We start from the raw sequence: 16,036 nt of genomic DNA, 5'->3' as shown, positions 1-16,036 counted from the left end.
GCAACCGAAAAATGCGGCGTGTCCCGAAATTCTCCGAGTTTACGTCGCGACGGATGCCCTCGGCCCGCTGCGACCGCGCCCGCATCCCCGACCGCGCCCGAACCCCGGGCAGGGTGGCGCCTTGGCCGTCCGAGGCCGCGAACCGTCAGAACTACGGGCGGCTGAGCATCCAGGCCACGGCCTCGGCCGCGGTTTTGTGGGTGAAGACGAAACCGTCTGTGTGCAGCCTCTCCGGCACGATCTGCTGGTCGGCGAGCAGCAGTGCGCGAGCGGCATCCTGCAGTGCGAGCGTCAGCACGAATTCCGGCACCGGCACCAGGAACGGGCGGTGCAGCCCGGCTGAAACGGCCCGGATGACGTCGTTCGCGGTGGCCGGTGTCGGGCCGACCAGGTTGACCGGACCCGACAGCGTCGAGGTGAGCAGGTGCACGACGGCCGCGGCCTCGTCGTGCAGGCTGATCCACGGCCAGTGCTGGGTGCCGCGGCCGAGCGGGCCGCCCAGGCCAAGCTTGACGATCGGCAGAAGTGGCTTCAGGGCGCCGCCGCGGGCGATGACCAGCCCGGTGCGGAGGGTGACGACACGGGTCGACTCCGGCGCACGTGCGGCCTCGGCCTCCCAGTCTCTGGTGACTTTCGCCAGAAAATCGTTGCCGGCCGGGGAGTTCTCGGTGAGCACCTCGCGCGGACGGTCGCCGTAGATGCCCACGGCCGACGCATTGAGCAGCACGGCTGGCGGTGTCGCCTGCCGGCCCATGGCATCCGTCAGCGTGCGTGTGGCCTGCACCCTCGAGTCACGGATCTCCCGGCGATAGGCCTTCGTCCACGGCAGACGGGCGATGGATGCCCCCGACAGGTTGATCACGGCGTCGGCGCCGTCGAGGGCGCCCTGGTCCATGCTCAGCGCGGCCGGGTCCCAGCGGAATTCATCGGCCCCGCGCGGATCGCGGCGCACCAGGCGGGCCACGGTGTGGCCGGCCGCGCGCAGCTGTGCGCTCAGCTCGGTGCCGATCAGTCCGGACGCACCGGAGACGAGAACTCGCATTGTGTGCGGGCCGCGCCTACGCCAGCTCGGCTTCGATGGTGATCGGGATGCCCGCGAGCGCCTTCGAAACCGGGCAGTTGGCCTTGGCGTCCTCGGCGTAGACCGCGAACTCCTCTTCGGTCAGGCCGGGGATCTTGGCGCTGACCAGGAGGTGGCTGCCCACCACGCCGACGCCGGCTTCGAAGGTCACGGCCGCGGTGGTCTGGATGCTGTCCGGAGTGTGTCCGCCGGCGCTGAGGCCGTTGGCCAGCGCCATCGAGAAGCAGGCCGCGTGGGCGGCTCCGAGAAGCTCTTCCGGGTTGGTGGTGTTCGGGGTGCCGACGGACCGGGCCTGCCAGGTGACCGGGAACTCGGCGGTCTTGGAGGAGTCGAGGGTGACGGTACCGCTGCCGGACTTCAGATCGCCGGTCCAGACAGTTGTTGCTTCGCTGGTGAGTGCCATGATGTTGCCTCCTGAGGTGAAGCTTCAGCCTAACTGTCGCCTCGGCCCACATAGGGTTCACTCTCAGCCAATGATCAGGGATGGAGCTGCGGCGGCCGTCAGCTCCCGGCCAGCGGCGTCGGCCCGCGTCCGAGGATGCCGGCACGCACCAGGAGCAGGTACAACTGGCAGCCGAGGCAGTAATCGAACACGGCGTTCAGGAACGCCGCGACGAACGCGACGCCGGCAGCGACGCCCACAGCGGGCGTCAGCCCGGCCAGACCGAGCACCACGCCGGTCACGGTGACCAGCAGCCCTACCCCCTGCGCAAACGTCGGCGGGGCCGCTTTCTCCAGTGCGGTGGGCGGGCCGAGCCGCGGCCGCACGACGGTCTTGAACAGCACGCCGTAAGGGTGCCGCCCGGCGCCGGCGAACGCACCCCAGGCAAAGAGGGCCGCCAGGATCGTGAGGAGGACGAAGGCGGCAACGGATGCCCCGGTCAGCGACAGGAACACCACCACCAGGAGCAGAACGGCCGTGATCGCGGCGCCGAAGCGTGGTCCGCGCGGGTCGAGGTCCGGGCGATCCGGGCGGGCCCGGCGCGCGGAGGGCTGCGGCCGGGGCTCAGCGGGCGAACTGGGCATGGCTGCTCCCGGTGAGGTCGTCGAGTTGCCGGAGGACGCCGGCCCGGTTCGGAACGCCGCCGATCCGGGCGCGCACCTGACCGGTTCCGTCGAGGATGAGTGTGGTCGGGGTCTGCAGGATCCCGAACCGGTTCGCGAGGTCGCGGCGGTGGGTCAGGTCGACGTCCAGGTGCGCGACGCCGGGACGGGACCGGGCCAGGCCGGCGAGGAGCACCTGGGTGCCGGGGCAGCGGGCGCAGTGACTGGTGGAGAACTGCACGAGCGTGGCGTTCGCGCCGAACGGAACCCGGCTGCTGACATCCGCCGGCGTGAGCGCGTCCGGCACGCCGAGCGCCTCCGGAGCCGCCGGGGTGACCACGATGGGGCGCCCCTGGCGGGACCGCCAGAAGAGGCCCAGCACGGTGGTGCCCGAGACAAGAACCAGCACGAGAATCAGGGCGGAGGTCGAACTCATGCTGCGACGTTACAAGGATCTCGGGCCGGGCGGGTCCGTGTGACGACAGGTTACGCGTGCAGCAGGTATCGTTTAGCCGTGTCTGAAATTGAGTTCCGCTCCGATGTAACCGTCGAACTGGTGCGCGCAAGCGCCCACGACTCCGATGTGCTGTTCGCCGCACGGGTGTCGACTCAGGGGGAGCAGACCCTGACCAAGGCCCTGCTCGAGGAATCGGACGGCGACGCCCCGAGCACGGGTGACGCCGGGCTGATCAACTACCTCATGCGCGACCGCCACGGCTCGCCGTTCGAGCACAACTCGATGACCTTTTACGTGCAGGCGCCGATCTTCGTATTCCGCGAGTTCATGCGGCACCGCATCGCCTCCTATAACGAGGAATCGGGCCGCTACCGCGAGCTGAACCCGGTCTTCTACGTTCCGGCCCCGACCCGCAACCTCGTGCAGGTCGGCAAGCCCGGCGCCTACGACTTCCTGCCCGGCACGGCCGAGCAGGCCGCGCTGGTCGACCAGCTGACCCGCGAGGCCTCCGCGCACGCCTACGCGTCGTATCAACGGATGCTCGAAGCCGGCGTGGCCCGCGAGGTTGCCCGCATCGTGTTGCCGCTCAACATCTTCTCCTCGATGTACGTGACCATGAACGCCCGGTCGCTGATGAACTTTCTCAGTCTGCGTACCAAGCGCGAGGGAACCCACTTCCCGTCGTTCCCGCAGCGCGAGATCGAGATGTGCGCCGAGAAGATGGAAGACCAGTTCGCGACCTTGATGCCGCTCACCTACGCCGCCTTTAACAAGAACGGTCGCGTCGCCCCGTAACGTGACGCCGCGGCGGTGCGCGGCCGCACACTGACCGGTAGCCTGTCCTTCGTGTCTATGTCTCAGAATCCCTTCGGCCAGGTCCTCGTTGCCCTGGTGACTCCCTTCACCGCCGACGGCGAAGTCGACTGGGCGGGCGTTGCCCAGCACATCGACGACGTCATCAACGCCGGAGCGGACGGCATCGTCGTCACCGGCACCACCGGTGAGACGTCTACCCTCACCGACGCGGAGAAGATTCGCCTGGTCGAGGTCGGCAAGGATATCTCGGGCGGACGCGCGAAGATCATCACCGGCGGCGGGTCCAACGAGACCGCCCACGCCATGCAGCTTGCCAAGCAGAGCGAGAAGGCGGGCGCCGACGGCAACATGATCGTCACCCCGTACTACAACAAGCCCACCCAGGCCGGCGTTCTCACCCACTTCCGCATGATCGCGGATGCCACGGATCTGCCCGTGATCCTCTACGACATCCCCGGACGCACCGGTATCCCGATCGAATACAAGACGATCCTGCGGGCCGCGAAGCACCCGAACATCCTCGCCGTCAAAGACGCCAAGGGTGACCTGGCCCAGGTCAGCCGCGTGCTCAACCAGACCGACCTGATGTACTTCTCCGGCGACGACCCCAACGTTCTGCCGCACCTCTCGATCGGGGCGACCGGCCTGATCGGGGTCACGGCGAACATCGCCGCCACCCCGTATCGCCAGATGGTCGACGCCGTGAATGTGGGCGATCTGAAGGCGGCCACCGCCGCGCATCAGCAGCTCGAACCGCTGGTGCGGGCCTGCATGACGCACGTTCCGGGTACGGTCGCGGTCAAGTACATCCTGCACGGCCTCGGCCGAATCAACAGCCCGCGCGTGCGCCTGCCCCTCGTCGGCCCGGAGGAGTGGGAAGCCGCCCAGATCGAAGACGAAATAGACCTGGTCAAGAACATCCCCGGGGTCAACTTCTCCAACTTCCGCCCGGACCGCAATGCCGCGGCCGGCGGCGCCCTGCCGAAGGTCGCCGGAACGACACGCTAACCGCTCCACCGAACCCCGAGGAGGGCCTGTGCCCATCGATGTGTACGACCCGGCCCCGCTCACGGCGGGAACCCTCCGCATCACGCCGATCGGTGGCCTCGGCGAAATCGGCCGCAACATGACCACGTTCGAGATCGACGGCAAGCTGCTGATCGTCGACTGCGGGGTGCTGTTCCCCGAGGAGCACCAGCCGGGCGTGGACCTGATCCTCCCCGACTTCAGCCCCATCCGGGATCGCCTCGACGACATCCTCGCGGTCGTGCTCACGCACGGCCACGAGGACCACATCGGCGCCGTCCCCTACCTTCTGAAGCTGCGTGCGGACATTCCGCTGATCGGTTCGGGCCTGACCCTCGCCTTTATCGAGGCAAAGCTCAAGGAACACAAGATCACGCCGTACACGCTGCAGGTCAAGGAGGGCCAGACGGAACGGCTCGGCCCGTTCAACCTCGAGTTCGTCGCCGTCAACCATTCCATCCCCGACGCCCTGGCTGTGGCCATCAAGACCGCCGGCGGCACCGTGCTGCACACCGGCGACTTCAAGATGGACCAGCTGCCGCTCGACAACCGCCTCACCGACCTGCGCGAATTCGCGCGTCTCGGCACCGAGGGCGTCGACCTGTTCCTGGTCGATTCCACCAACGCGGATGTCCCGGGCTTCACACCCACGGAACGCTCCATCGGTCCCGTCCTCGACGACGTCATCGCCCGGGCTCCCCGACGGGTGATCGTGGCCAGCTTCTCCAGCCACGTGCACCGGGTGCAGCAGGTGCTCGATGCCGCCCACGCGAACGGTCGCCGCGTCGCGCTCCTGGGCCGCTCGATGGTGCGCAACATGACCATCGCCGCCGACCTCGGCCACCTGCGGGTGCCGGAGGGTGTGCTGGTGGACTTCAGGAAGGCCGGCAACATCCAGGGCGACAAGATCGTCTACATGTCCACGGGCTCGCAGGGGGAGCCGATGGCCGTGCTCAGCCGGATGGTCAACCAGGACCATCAGATCGAAGTCGGCCACGGCGACACCGTCATCCTGGCGTCCAGCCTGATTCCCGGCAACGAGAACGCGGTCTACCGGATCATCGACGGCCTGACCAAGCTGGGCGCCACAGTGGTGCACAAGGGTAATGCGAAGGTGCACGTCTCCGGGCACGCCGCCGCCGGGGAACTGACCTACTGTTACAACATCCTGAAGCCGAAGAATGTGCTGCCCGTGCACGGCGAATACCGGCACCTGGTCGCCAATGCCAAGCTCGCGGTGCAGACCGGCGTGCCGGAGGCGAACGTGCTCCTTGCCGAGGACGGCACGGTCATCGACCTGCGGGACGGTGTGGCCACCAAGGTCGGCCAGCTGGACCTCGGCTACGTCTACGTCGACGGCTCCACCGTCGGCGAGATCACCGAGGCCGACCTCAAGGACCGCCGAACCCTCGCCGAGGAGGGATTCATCTCGATTATCATCGTGGTCGACGCCGCCACCGGCAAGGTGATCGTCGGGCCCGAGATCCACGCGAAGGGCTTCGCCGAAGACGCCTCGGTGTTCGACGCCGTGCGCCCGAAAATCGAGGCGGCCCTGGCGGAAGCCGCCGAGCACGGGGTGCGCGACCCGTTCGCGCTGCAGCAGATCGTGCGCCGCACGGTCGGCCGCTGGGTGAATACCGCCTTCCGTCGCCGCCCGATGATCGTCCCTCTGGTGATCGAGGCCTGATCCCGCCGAGGGCGACGGATGCCGCGCGTCCGCCCAGCCCTGATGTCGCGGTCGCTGATCGCCGCCCGCAGGCGTTTTGGCGTGCCTAAGCCCCAATGTCGGGGGATCGAAGTACCGTGGTTGCATGGCTACGAGCACTAAGTCGAACGGCCGCGCCCGCAGCACGCCTGCGCGCGGCACCCCGGCGCGCAAGCCCGCAGCCCGCACCGCCGCTCAGAAGACGGTCAAGTTCACCGCGGTCGAGGTCAGGCCGAGCCTGTTCGTGCGGTCGTGGACGGCCCTGGCCCACGTGACCGGCGGGGCTGCCCGCGCGCTCGGCCCGGAGAAGCTCTCCAAAGAAGAGCGCCGCGACGGCCTGCCCTTCTTCCTTGTGCTGCTCTCAGTCTCCGGCGCCGTGATCGAGTGGTTCCTGATCAACAACGCGGTCGCCCAGACCCTCGACGCCTGGACCTTCGGCGGACTGTTCGGCCGCGTCGCGTTCGCCCTGCCCGTGATCATGCTGCTCTTCTCCGTCTGGCTGTTCCGCAAACCCAGTTCGGTGCACGACAACGGCCGCATCGGCATCGGACTATCCGTGCTACTCGTTTCGGTGTCGGGTCTCTGCCACATCTTCGGTGGCCAGCCTGCCCCCAGCGACGGCATGGAGACCCTCGCACTGGCCGGCGGTGTCATCGGCTGGATGATCGCTGCCCCCCTGATCTACCTGACCACGGCGATCGGTGCCACCATCGTCGTCATCCTGCTTCTCGCCCTGAGCCTCTTCATCATCACCAAGACCCCGCCCAACCGCATTGGTGAACGCAGCCGGGAGCTCTATGCCTGGCTGTTCGGGGCCCAGCTCCCCGATCCCGAGGAGCGCGCCGCCGCCCGGGAAGCGAAGCATGAGAAGGCCGTTCAGGTCGAACTGGACGGGGTCGACGATGACGACGGAGATGCCGGAGCGCTGCCCTGGTGGCGGCGCAACACGAGCAAGCGCGAGGAGGACCCTGACTTCGGCGGGCCGCTCGGCCCGAACGGCGCCGGTACCCCCGCCGACGATCCGAACGCCGCAGGCCCGCACGGCGCCGACCCGCTGCGCACCCTGCTCGGCGGCGACAAACGAGGCAGCTTCGACACCGCGCTGGAGACGACGCCGACGACCCCGGGTCTCAACCAGGACCATTACGGCACCGAGGTGCTCGAAGACCTGCTCCGAGCCGAAGACGTCCTCAAACGTTTCACGGGCGCGATCGACCTGCCGCAGGGCTCGTCGACCGGGCTCCAGGCCGACGACCAGACGGGCCTGACCGAGGTTCTTCCCGGTTTGACCGGAGCAGGATTCGACGCACTCGACCCGGCCGCGGCCGGTGGGGCCGCCGGTTCCGCCGACACGCCCCTGTCCCTGGTGCCGGCCCCGGTTCCGCCGGCATCAGACCAGCCCGCCGCGCCCTACCTGCTGCCCTCGGACACGACCCTCACCAAGGGCCCGCCGGCCAAGGCCCGCTCGGCGGCCAACGACGAGATCGTCAAGTCCATCACCGAGGTGCTCCGCCAGTTCCAGGTCGACGCGAAGGTGACCGGGTTCTCCCGCGGCCCCACCGTCACCCAGTACGAGATCCAGCTCGGCCCCGGAGTCAAGGTGGAGCGCGTCACCGCGCTGAGCAAAAACCTCTCCTACGCCGTCGCCTCAAACGAGGTGCGCATCCTGTCGCCGATCCCGGGCAAGAGCGCGATCGGCATCGAGATCCCCAACACCGACCGCGAAATCGTCACCCTCGGTGACGTGCTCCGCTCCCCGGCGGCCTCGAACAGTACCCACCCGATGACCATCGGCGTCGGGAAAGACGTCGGCGGCGGCTTCGTGCTCGCCAACCTCGCCAAGATGCCTCACCTCCTGGTCGCCGGTTCCACCGGTTCCGGCAAGTCCAGCTTCGTCAACTCCATGATCACGAGCCTGCTCATGCGGGCCAAGCCGAGCGACGTGCGCATGGTGCTGATCGACCCGAAGCGGGTCGAGCTGGCTGCCTACGCGGGGGTTCCACACCTGATCACGCCCATCATCACCAGTCCGAAAAAGGCCGCCGAGGCGCTGCAGTGGGTGGTGAAGGAGATGGACATGCGTTACGACGACCTGGCCAGCTTCGGATTCCGCCACATCGACGACTTCAACAAGGCCGTCGTCAACAACGAGATCGTGCTGCCCGCCGGCAGCCTGCGCAGCCTCAAGCCGTATCCCTACCTCCTGGTCGTCGTCGACGAGCTCGCCGACCTGATGATGGTCGCACCGCGCGACGTCGAAGACTCGATCGTGCGCATCACCCAGCTGGCCCGCGCGTCGGGCATCCATCTCGTGCTCGCCACCCAGCGCCCCAGCGTCGACGTCGTCACGGGCCTGATCAAGGCCAACGTGCCCTCCCGCCTCGCCTTCGCCGTGACCAGCGTCACCGATTCCCGGGTCATCCTCGACCAGCCGGGCGCCGACAAGCTGATCGGGCAGGGCGACGCCCTGTTCCTGCCGATGGGAGCCTCCAAGGCGATCCGCGTGCAGGGGGCCTGGGTGAACGAGGCCGAGATCGAACGCGTCGTCAAGCACGTCACTCTGCAGGCCCGCCCCGACTACCGGCCGGATGTCTCCATGGTCGCCCCCCGCAAAGAAATCGACTCCGACATCGGAGATGACCTCGAGGTGCTCCTCGCAGCGGCGGAACTGGTCGTGTCGACCCAGTTCGGGTCCACGTCGATGCTGCAGCGCAAGCTCCGGGTCGGCTTCGCCAAGGCGGGCCGCCTGATGGACCTGCTCGAGTCCCGCGAAATCGTCGGTCCCTCCGAGGGATCGAAAGCGCGCGACGTGCTCGTCTCCGTGGAGCAGCTGCCCGGCGTGCTGGCCCTGCTGCGCGGCTCCGACGCCGAACACCACGCCGCCACGGCCGCCGCTCAGGCCGCCGCAGCTCACCAGTCCGCGGCCCAGCACACGCCCGGCCCGCCCGATCCGCGCTACGCCGACGACCCGGTCGCCAAAATGTCGGAGGGGTACCTTGAAGAAGACGCATCTCCCGATGAAGACGCCTGGCAACTGACCGACAGGGACTGACCCATGGCCACACCATCCACGCCGGTCGTCCGGCCCAGCAACTGGAATCTCCCGAATCTGATCACGATCGTGCGCATCCTGCTCGCGCCGGTGTTCATCTATATGCTCCTCGCCGACGCCGGCCAGGACGGCGCGCTGCGCTGGTGGGCGGCCGCCCTGTTCATCGTGGCCATCGCCACCGACGGGATCGACGGGGCCATCGCCCGTCGGCACAACCTGGTCACCGACCTCGGCAAGATCCTCGATCCGATCGCCGACAAGGTGCTCACCGGCGGAGCCCTGGTCTGCCTCTCCATCCTCGGCGAACTGTGGTGGTGGGTGACCATCGTCATCCTCGTGCGCGAAGTCGGCATCACGGTGTTCCGGTTCGTCATGCTGAAGGACCGGGTCATCCCGGCGTCACGGGGTGGCAAGCTCAAGACCGTGTTGCAGTCCGTGGCGATCTCCCTCGCCCTCGTGCCCCTCTGGCTGCTGCTGGGCGACTGGATTTACTGGGTCAACTGGACGGCCATGGCCCTCGCCCTCATCGTTACCGTCGTCACCGGCTTCGACTACCTCGTGGCCGCGCGGCGCGAGAACCGGCTCCAGCACGACCGTGGCTGATCCGATTCCTCCGGCATTCGACGAGGCCCTGTCACCTGCTGACATACCCGGGGCGACGGATGCCACCGCGCGCCTCGTCGCCGAGCTCACCCGCCGCGGCCTCACTATCGCCGTGGCCGAGTCCCTTACCGGCGGGGCGCTGACAGCCGAACTCATCCGCATCCCCGGCGCATCCGTCGTCGTCAACGGGGGAGTGGTGGCGTACCAGAGTGCGCTCAAGCACACCCTCCTCGGCGTCGACGCGGCTCTGCTCGAGGAGCACGGCCCGGTGCACCCGCAGGTTGCCCTGCAGATGGCGGAGGGCGTGCGTACGCGCCTCGCCGTCGACGGCCGGCCCGCCGACATCGGCATCGCCACGACGGGTGTGGCAGGGCCCGACGGCCAGGGTGGCCACGAGCCGGGAACGGTGTTCCTCGGGCTGGCTCGTGAAGGAGAAATATCGGTCATCCCGCTCCGGCTGCACGGAGACCGTGCCCTCGTTCGAGCGGCCTCCGTGGCCGCGGCCGTCGAAGCTGTGTGGCAGCTGTTAGCCCGTGACGCGGTGGAATAGTTCCCCGAATTCCGTGGTTACAACGAGCATATTCACAAGAAAAGCCCAGTCGATATCGGTAGTGTCAGGGTGTTCAAGGTTGTAGTACTCTTGCGATCCAACACACGCAACCACCCGGTTGAGTGGGCGCCAGAAGTATAAAACGGTACTCGATAAGCAACACATAATCAGTACGAGAAGGAGGTTCCGATGATTCTTGTTCGACAGGAAATCGGCGATGTGCTCAGGGACTTCCGCCTGCAGAAAGGGCGCACACTCCGTCAGGTAGCCAGCAGGGCCAGTGTGGCCCTCGGGTATCTGAGCGAGGTGGAGCGTGGCCAGAAGGAAGCGTCTTCCGAGATTCTGGCTTCCGTTGCAGAAGCGTTGGAGACCCCGATCTCGGTCATCATGCGGGAAGTCGGCGACCGACTGGCCATCATCGAGGGAATCGACAGGTTCCCCGACACTGTGCCCGACGAGCTCGTGGCCAACTACGACGACATGATGGTGCGCTAGTTCCATACCATGCGGCTCAGTGAGTTCCGACAGGCTTTGAGCGACGAGTTCGGCGAAGGCTACGGCCGCGTCCTCACTCGAGATCTCATCCTGACCCCGTTTGGATGCACCGCCGACCAGGCTCTGGCCGGCGGTGCTTCGGCGCGCGACGTCTGGCTTGCCCTCTGCGCCGAGACGGATGTCCCGAAGGCCCGTTGGTACGGCGCGGGACTCCCCGCCGCCCGCAGCTAGTTTTCGCTCGACACGCCCCGGATTCCGTGGAATTCTCGAATGCGTGTTCGCATTTTGATATACTCCTCCACAGCAGGAGTCGAAGACGGCTTACCCACTGCCGCTCCCCGTTCCCGGCTCTGTCGGACGTGCCGCGTACAGTCGGTTTGTGTCAGCGACAGAGAGCACATGCCTTGTTGAAAGCGGGTGTCGGGGTCGTCCCGGTAGCCAAACGCGACAGCCTATAGGCGCCGGAATGCACGACCGAAGGAGATCACTCATGGCATCATCAGCAGATCGCGAAAAAGCCCTCGACACCGCTCTTGCAGCAATCGACCGCCAGTTCGGCAAGGGTTCGATCATGCGTTTGGGCAGCGACGAGCGCGCCCCCGTCGAGACGATCTCCACGGGGTCGATCGCGCTGGACGTGGCCCTCGGCATAGGTGGCCTGCCCCGAGGTCGCATCGTGGAGATCTACGGTCCGGAATCGTCGGGAAAGACCACGCTCACCCTGCACGCCATCGCGAACGCGCAGAAGAACGGCGGCATCGCCGCCTTCATCGACGCCGAGCACGCTCTGGACCCTGAGTACGCCCGCAAGCTCGGAGTCGACATCGACGCGCTCCTCGTCTCCCAGCCCGATACGGGTGAGCAGGCGCTGGAAATTGCCGACATGCTCGTGCGAAGCGGGTCCATTGACCTGATCGTGATCGACTCCGTCGCCGCGCTGGTTCCCCGCGCCGAGATCGAGGGTGAGATGGGTGACTCGCACGTGGGCCTGCAGGCCCGTCTGATGTCCCAGGCCCTGCGCAAGCTCACCGGTGGCCTCAGTCAGACCAACACCACCATGATCTTCATCAACCAGTTGCGCGAGAAGATCGGGGTCTTCTTCGGCAGCCCCGAGACCACCGCCGGTGGCAAGGCGCTCAAGTTCTACGCGTCGGTGCGCCTCGACATCCGCCGTATCGAGACCCTGAAAGACGGCACCGAGGCCGTCGGTAACCGCACGCGGGTCAAGGTCGTCAAGAACAAGATGGCACCGCCCTTCAAGCAGGCGGAATTCGACATCATCTACGGCATCGGCATCTCCCGGGAAGGCAGCCTGATCGACTTCGGTGTCGAGCACGGCATCGTCAAGAAGTCCGGAGCCTGGTACACGTACGACGGCGACCAGCTGGGCCAGGGCAAGGAGAACTCGCGCAACTTCCTGCTGCGTGAAGCGGAGATGGCCAACGAGATCGAGAACAAGATCCTCTTCAAGCTCGGGATCAGCCCCGAGGGTGCGGCCGCCAAGAAGGCGCAGGCCGCAATCGACGCCGCAGCCGCCCTGGTCGCCGCAGCCGCAGCCAAGGAGGCCGCAGCCGCCAAGGCGGAGTCCCTCCAGGCCAAGCTCGCCGCCCGCAAGGGGGCGTAGCGCATGGTCTACTTCGAGCCGGCCGACGAGGTCGCGTCGCTGAGTGCGGCACGTCGCAAGAGCGCGGCCCGCGGCGCCGCCACGACCCGGCCGACCGAGCTCGAGGCGGCGCCGATCGCCGACGAACAACTGGCGCCGGTCACGTATCTCGGCGACGGTGGTCCGGCGGCGTCGAGCGGCCCCGCAGTCGACAGCGGTGCCGGTGGCGGTGCCGGTGTCGGTGCTGGTGCCGGTGTCGGTGCTGGTGTCGGTGCTGGTGTCGGTGCCGACGACGGGGACGACGCCCCCGAGGGTGTGGCGTCCCGGGCCGCCGCCGATCGCGAGCACGCCGAGGGGGTGCTGCGCCAGCGGCTGCGCGGCCGGTCCCTGTCGGTGGCCGAGGCCCGCGCAGTTCTTGGCGGTACGGAGGTCGCTGAGCACGAGATCGAAGAGATCATCGAGCGCTTCATCGAGTTGTCCTACATCGACGAGGGCCGCCTCGCCGATCAGATCGTGCACAGCCACCACGAGCGCAAAGGCCTGGGGCGCTCCGGTGTGCAGTTGGAGATGCGCCGCCGTGGGCTCGATCAGGACCTCATCCTGGAAAAGCTCGACGAAATGCCCGACGACGAGACGGAACGGGCCATCGAAATAGCCGTCAAGCGGGTGGGGCAGCTCGGGCGGCTCGACGACCAGACCATCGACCGTCGACTCAACGCGTTCCTGATGCGCAAGGGCTATTCCTCGTCCATCGTGCGCGTGGCGGTGAAGGCCGCCCTTGCCTCCCGCGGTGGTTCGCCATCGCGGGTGCGGTTCCAGTAGGGAGCGGGTCGGGGCAACCCGGCCCGGTTTCGGAGGTGCCACGCGTAAGCTGGTACCCACTATGACCAGCAGCACCGCTACGCCCCCATTCTCCAGCGCCGAGACGCTGGACCCGCAGCAGTCGGCCCTGCGCACCGCGGCCCTGCGCGCCTCGGCCCTGCGCACCGCGGCCTTGAGCGCGCCGACTCTGATTGCTCCAAGCCAGGCGGCGCACGATGCTGAGGGCCGGGCCCGCACCTACGAGGTGCGCACCTTCGGCTGTCAGATGAACGTGCATGACTCCGAACGGCTCAGCGGGTCGCTCGAAGCGGCCGGCTACGTGACGGCCGGCGGGGAGGAAGCCGACATCGTCGTGCTCAACACCTGTGCCGTCCGCGAGAACGCCGACAACAAGCTCTACGGCAACCTGGGGCAGCTGGCCTCGGTCAAGCGCCGCCACGACGGCATGCAGATCGCCGTCGGCGGCTGCCTGGCCCAGAAAGACAAGGACGTCATCCTCAAGAAGGCACCCTGGGTCGACGTCGTCTTCGGGACGCACAACATGGGGTCGCTGCCGAGCATGCTCGAGCGTGCACGGCACAACGGCGAGGCCCAGCTCGAAATCCTCGACTCCCTCGAGACCTTCCCCTCGACCCTGCCCACGAAGCGCGATTCGAGCTACAGCGGCTGGGTCTCCATCTCCGTCGGCTGCAACAACACCTGCACGTTCTGCATCGTGCCCGCGCTGCGCGGTAAGGAGAAGGACCGCCGTCCCGGCGAGATCCTCGCCGAAATCCAGGCCCTCGTCGACGACGGGGCGATCGAGGTCACCCTGCTCGGCCAAAACGTCAACTCCTACGGGGTTGAGTTCGGCGACCGTCTCGCCTTCGGCAAGCTGCTGCGCGCGGCCGGCAAGATCGAGGGGCTGGAACGCATCCGTTTCACCAGCCCGCACCCGGCTGCCTTTACCGACGACGTGATCGACGCCATGGCCGAGACGCCGTCGGTCATGCCGCAGTTGCACATGCCGTTGCAGTCCGGCTCGGACCGTATCCTCAAGGCCATGCGCCGCTCCTACCGGTCGGCGCGGTTCCTCGGCATCCTCGACCGCGTGCGCGCGCAGATGCCGCACGCGGCCATCAGCACGGACGTCATCGTCGGCTTCCCCGGCGAGACCGAGGAGGACTTCCAGGAGACCCTGCGGGTCGTGGAGCTGGCCCGGTTCGCCACCGCCTTCACCTTCCAGTACTCCATCCGGCCCGGGACCCCCGCCGCGACGCTGCCCAACCAGGTCCCCAAGGAGATCGTGCAGGATCGTTACGAGCGCCTCGCCGCCCTGCAGGAGCGGATTTCCTGGGAGGAGAACCAGGCTGTGGTCGGTCGCGAGGTCGAACTGCTCGTCGCCAACGGCGAGGGCCGCAAGGACGCCGACACCCGTCGACTCAGCGGTCGCGCCATTGACAGCCGGCTCGTGCACTTCGACGTGCCGGAAGGCTCGGAACTGCCCCGTCCGGGCGACCTCGTGACCGTCACGGTCACCCAGGCGGCCCCCTTCCACCTGATCGCCGACTCCGTCGACGGGGCTCCGCTGCGCATCCGGCGCACCATCGCCGGCGACGCCTGGGACCGCCTCGAAGCCGAGTACTGCGGCGTGCCCAGTCACGGCGGAGCAGCAGGCGGGTCTGGCTCGGTCTCCCTCGGCCTGCCGACCCTGCGCCTACCCGACCGGGCCGTGGGCTCGCCCGCGGTGGCCAGTTCCAGCACCACGCCGATCTACGACGTCACCGACGGGGAGCGCTAGGCAGGTGCCCGGCCCGAACCCGGTGACCGGCGCCCACCCGACGCTGATCGTTGTCGTCGGACCCACCGGCACCGGCAAGTCCGACCTCTCGCTCGACCTCGCCGAACGCCTGGCCGAGGCCGGTCGGGGGGCGGAGATCGTCAACGCCGACGCCATGCAGCTGTACCGCGGCATGGACATCGGCACCGCCAAGCTCACCGTGCTGGAGCGCCGCGGCGTCCCGCACCACCTGCTCGACGTGCTGTCGGTCACCGACGAGGCCACCGTCGCCCGCTACCAGACGGAGGCCCGCGCCGCGATCACCGACATCGTGGCGCGCGGCAGCGTGCCCATCCTGGTCGGCGGCTCCGGGCTCTACGTGTCCGCCGTGGTCTACGACTTCCAGTTCCCCGGCACGGATGCCGTGCTGCGCGCCCGACTCGAAGCCGACCTGATCGAGCAGGGGCCTGGTGCCCTGTACACCCGGTTGAAGGCCGTGGACCCGGTCGCCGCCGCCCGCATCGGCGCCGGCAACGGTCGGCGCCTCGTGCGCGCCCTCGAGGTCGTGGAGCTGACCGGGGGGCCGCACACCGCCGCCCTGCCCGACGAGCCGGTCTACTGGATGCCCGCGGTCACAGTGGGCCTCCGCGCCCAGCGCGCGGAGCTCACCCCCCGCCTCGACGCCCGGGTGGAGGGTATGTGGGCCCGCGGGCTCGTCGAGGAGGTGCGCGGGCTGATCCCGAGCGGACTCGAAACCGGTGTCACGGCCAGCCGGGCCATCGGCTACGCCCAGGCCCTTGGGCAGCTGACGGGCAGCCTCAGCCGGGCGGAGGCTATCCAGGAGACGCAGCAGCTCACCCGCCGGTACGCGAGACGGCAGGTGAGCTGGTTCAAGCGTTCCCCGCACACCCATTGGATCGACTTCGACGCGCCGGATCGGGTTGACCGGGCGCTGACCCGCCTGGCCGACCCGGAGCAGCCGGCCGAGCACTGGGCGGCCGACCCGGCCTCCTAAACTGGACG

At 68.1% G+C, this 16,036-nt stretch carries 16 protein-coding genes; 12 read left to right on the top strand and 4 right to left on the bottom strand.

The window, feature by feature from the left end:
* Positions 1 to 151 precede the first annotated feature (151 nt).
* From E3T34_RS03605 to E3T34_RS03590, 4 genes are all read right to left on the bottom strand, one after another.
* On the bottom strand, positions 152 to 1,042 hold the full coding sequence (locus tag E3T34_RS03605) for a TIGR01777 family oxidoreductase (RefSeq protein ID WP_134342209.1): 891 nt from the start codon (positions 1,040 to 1,042) through the stop codon (positions 152 to 154).
* Positions 1,043 to 1,058: 16 nt separating this feature from the next.
* Positions 1,059 to 1,484 carry an OsmC family peroxiredoxin gene (locus tag E3T34_RS03600; RefSeq protein WP_104101161.1) on the bottom strand — a complete coding sequence of 142 codons (426 nt, stop codon included), beginning with the start codon at positions 1,482 to 1,484 and terminating at the stop codon, positions 1,059 to 1,061.
* A 98-nt stretch (positions 1,485 to 1,582) separates the two neighbouring features.
* Positions 1,583 to 2,107: a DUF4395 domain-containing protein gene (locus E3T34_RS03595; RefSeq protein ID WP_104101163.1), complete on the bottom strand. Its 525-nt coding sequence runs from the start codon at positions 2,105 to 2,107 to the stop codon at positions 1,583 to 1,585.
* A complete protein-coding gene (locus E3T34_RS03590) occupies positions 2,088 to 2,561 on the bottom strand; it encodes a thioredoxin family protein (RefSeq protein ID WP_134342208.1) in 474 nt (157 codons plus the stop codon). Before E3T34_RS03590 ends, E3T34_RS03595 begins: the two co-directional genes overlap by 20 nt.
* 78 nt (positions 2,562 to 2,639) lie before the next feature.
* On the opposite strand from E3T34_RS03590, the gene thyX reads away from it, so the two are divergent.
* The 12 genes from thyX to miaA all read left to right on the top strand — a co-directional run bounded on the left by thyX (position 2,640) and on the right by miaA (position 16,028).
* Complete coding sequence (gene thyX, locus E3T34_RS03585) at positions 2,640 to 3,377, top strand: FAD-dependent thymidylate synthase (protein ID WP_104101167.1); 738 nt, start codon at positions 2,640 to 2,642, stop codon at positions 3,375 to 3,377.
* 51 nt (positions 3,378 to 3,428) lie between these two features.
* Positions 3,429 to 4,406: a 4-hydroxy-tetrahydrodipicolinate synthase gene (gene dapA / locus E3T34_RS03580; RefSeq protein WP_134342207.1), complete on the top strand. Its 978-nt coding sequence runs from the start codon at positions 3,429 to 3,431 to the stop codon at positions 4,404 to 4,406.
* Positions 4,407 to 4,434: 28 nt separating this feature from the next.
* Positions 4,435 to 6,111: a ribonuclease J gene (locus E3T34_RS03575; RefSeq protein ID WP_194087077.1), complete on the top strand. Its 1,677-nt coding sequence runs from the start codon at positions 4,435 to 4,437 to the stop codon at positions 6,109 to 6,111.
* A 124-nt stretch (positions 6,112 to 6,235) separates the two neighbouring features.
* On the top strand, positions 6,236 to 9,181 hold the full coding sequence (locus E3T34_RS03570) for a DNA translocase FtsK (RefSeq protein WP_134342205.1): 2,946 nt from the start codon (positions 6,236 to 6,238) through the stop codon (positions 9,179 to 9,181).
* A gap of 3 nt (positions 9,182 to 9,184) precedes the next feature.
* The gene (gene pgsA, locus E3T34_RS03565; protein WP_134342204.1) at positions 9,185 to 9,784 is read left to right on the top strand and encodes a CDP-diacylglycerol--glycerol-3-phosphate 3-phosphatidyltransferase; all 600 of its coding nucleotides are present in this window, start codon (positions 9,185 to 9,187) and stop codon (positions 9,782 to 9,784) included.
* Positions 9,777 to 10,334 carry a CinA family protein gene (locus E3T34_RS03560; RefSeq protein ID WP_370247996.1) on the top strand — a complete coding sequence of 186 codons (558 nt, stop codon included), beginning with the start codon at positions 9,777 to 9,779 and terminating at the stop codon, positions 10,332 to 10,334. Before pgsA ends, E3T34_RS03560 begins: the two co-directional genes overlap by 8 nt.
* Positions 10,335 to 10,523: 189 nt before the next feature.
* The gene (locus E3T34_RS03555) at positions 10,524 to 10,829 is read left to right on the top strand and encodes a helix-turn-helix domain-containing protein (protein ID WP_104101176.1); all 306 of its coding nucleotides are present in this window, start codon (positions 10,524 to 10,526) and stop codon (positions 10,827 to 10,829) included.
* 9 nt (positions 10,830 to 10,838) lie between these two features.
* Complete coding sequence (locus E3T34_RS03550; protein ID WP_104101179.1) at positions 10,839 to 11,060, top strand: DUF3046 domain-containing protein; 222 nt, start codon at positions 10,839 to 10,841, stop codon at positions 11,058 to 11,060.
* 259 nt (positions 11,061 to 11,319) lie between these two features.
* A complete protein-coding gene (gene recA / locus E3T34_RS03545; RefSeq protein WP_104170109.1) occupies positions 11,320 to 12,453 on the top strand; it encodes a recombinase RecA in 1,134 nt (377 codons plus the stop codon).
* 3 nt (positions 12,454 to 12,456) lie between these two features.
* The gene (locus tag E3T34_RS03540) at positions 12,457 to 13,254 is read left to right on the top strand and encodes a regulatory protein RecX (RefSeq protein WP_134342203.1); all 798 of its coding nucleotides are present in this window, start codon (positions 12,457 to 12,459) and stop codon (positions 13,252 to 13,254) included.
* A gap of 61 nt (positions 13,255 to 13,315) precedes the next feature.
* Positions 13,316 to 15,034 carry a tRNA (N6-isopentenyl adenosine(37)-C2)-methylthiotransferase MiaB gene (gene miaB, locus E3T34_RS03535; RefSeq protein ID WP_134342202.1) on the top strand — a complete coding sequence of 573 codons (1,719 nt, stop codon included), beginning with the start codon at positions 13,316 to 13,318 and terminating at the stop codon, positions 15,032 to 15,034.
* Positions 15,035 to 15,038: 4 nt separating this feature from the next.
* Positions 15,039 to 16,028 carry a tRNA (adenosine(37)-N6)-dimethylallyltransferase MiaA gene (miaA, locus tag E3T34_RS03530; RefSeq protein WP_241977328.1) on the top strand — a complete coding sequence of 330 codons (990 nt, stop codon included), beginning with the start codon at positions 15,039 to 15,041 and terminating at the stop codon, positions 16,026 to 16,028.
* Positions 16,029 to 16,036 lie beyond the last annotated feature (8 nt).

The sequence above is a fragment of the Cryobacterium sp. TMT1-62 genome (genome assembly GCF_004403145.1).
GTDB lineage: Bacteria > Actinomycetota > Actinomycetes > Actinomycetales > Microbacteriaceae > Cryobacterium > Cryobacterium sandaracinum.
Note: the sequence above shows the minus strand (reverse complement) of the source record. Positions and strands in the feature narration are given on the sequence as shown.

Excerpts from the sequence above, each read along its gene's own strand:
- E3T34_RS03605 (WP_134342209.1), bottom strand. The coding sequence starts at position 1,042 with ATGCGAGTTCTCGTCTCCGGTGCGTCCGGACTGATCGGCACCGAGCTG.
- E3T34_RS03600 (WP_104101161.1), bottom strand. The coding sequence starts at position 1,484 with ATGGCACTCACCAGCGAAGCAACAACTGTCTGGACCGGCGATCTGAAG.
- E3T34_RS03570 (WP_134342205.1), top strand. The coding sequence starts at position 6,236 with ATGGCTACGAGCACTAAGTCGAACGGCCGCGCCCGCAGCACGCCTGCG.
- pgsA (WP_134342204.1), top strand. The coding sequence starts at position 9,185 with ATGGCCACACCATCCACGCCGGTCGTCCGGCCCAGCAACTGGAATCTC.
- E3T34_RS03550 (WP_104101179.1), top strand. The coding sequence starts at position 10,839 with ATGCGGCTCAGTGAGTTCCGACAGGCTTTGAGCGACGAGTTCGGCGAA.
- miaB (WP_134342202.1), top strand. The coding sequence starts at position 13,316 with ATGACCAGCAGCACCGCTACGCCCCCATTCTCCAGCGCCGAGACGCTG.
- E3T34_RS03590 (WP_134342208.1), bottom strand. The coding sequence starts at position 2,561 with ATGAGTTCGACCTCCGCCCTGATTCTCGTGCTGGTTCTTGTCTCGGGC.
- E3T34_RS03595 (WP_104101163.1), bottom strand. The coding sequence starts at position 2,107 with ATGCCCAGTTCGCCCGCTGAGCCCCGGCCGCAGCCCTCCGCGCGCCGG.
- E3T34_RS03555 (WP_104101176.1), top strand. The coding sequence starts at position 10,524 with ATGATTCTTGTTCGACAGGAAATCGGCGATGTGCTCAGGGACTTCCGC.
- recA (WP_104170109.1), top strand. The coding sequence starts at position 11,320 with ATGGCATCATCAGCAGATCGCGAAAAAGCCCTCGACACCGCTCTTGCA.
- E3T34_RS03540 (WP_134342203.1), top strand. The coding sequence starts at position 12,457 with ATGGTCTACTTCGAGCCGGCCGACGAGGTCGCGTCGCTGAGTGCGGCA.